This window comes from Aquimarina sp. 433 (assembly GCF_054054605.1).
Map to the genome: position 1 here is coordinate 1 of NZ_JBSWZK010000035.1, position 671 is coordinate 671.

The window sequence follows — 671 nt, forward strand, 5'->3', positions numbered from 1 at the left end:
GTCAATACTAATGGGGTGGTCGTGGTAACACTTAAGCCACTCCAGCTGATCAAACCACCACTCTCACTTCCGCCATTACTGATACTTCCAATAGTCGTATATCCATCTGGAACCGTATCTCCTACACCTACTCCCGTAGCATTGTTAGGGCCTCCATTGGTAACCGTAACACTAAAGGTAACGGTATCACCGGCACTGATCGTAGTACTACCATCGGCATCGGTTGTCAATACCACACTCTTGGCAATGCTTAAATCACTAACGCTGGCAACGGTAGGGGTAGCACTGGTCTCATCATCTTCTGCAGGGGTATCCGTATCTGCTGTAGCATCAGGACTACTGTCGGGATCAAAATTATCACTCGCCGTGATCTCTGCAAAGTTCGTATAGTTGCCCGTAGCAGTGACTACTGCCGTATAAGTCAATACTAATGGGGTGGTCGTGGTAACACTTAAACCACTCCAGCTGATCAAGCCACCACTCTCACTTCCGCCATTACTGATACTTCCAATAGTCGTATATCCATCTGGAACCGTATCTCCTACACCTACTCCCGTAGCATTGTTAGGGCCTCCATTGGTAACCGTAACACTAAAGGTAACGGTATCACCGGCACTGATCGTAGTACTGCCATCGGCATCCGTTGTCAATACCACACTCTTGGCAATGCT

Annotated in this window: 1 protein-coding gene; it reads right to left on the bottom strand. The window is 48.1% G+C overall.

The genetic code is table 11. The features are described 5' to 3' along the window. Nucleotides 1–671: hypothetical protein (locus ACWNT5_RS24240; protein WP_456518858.1), on the bottom strand; the 671-nt coding region annotated here is incomplete at both ends.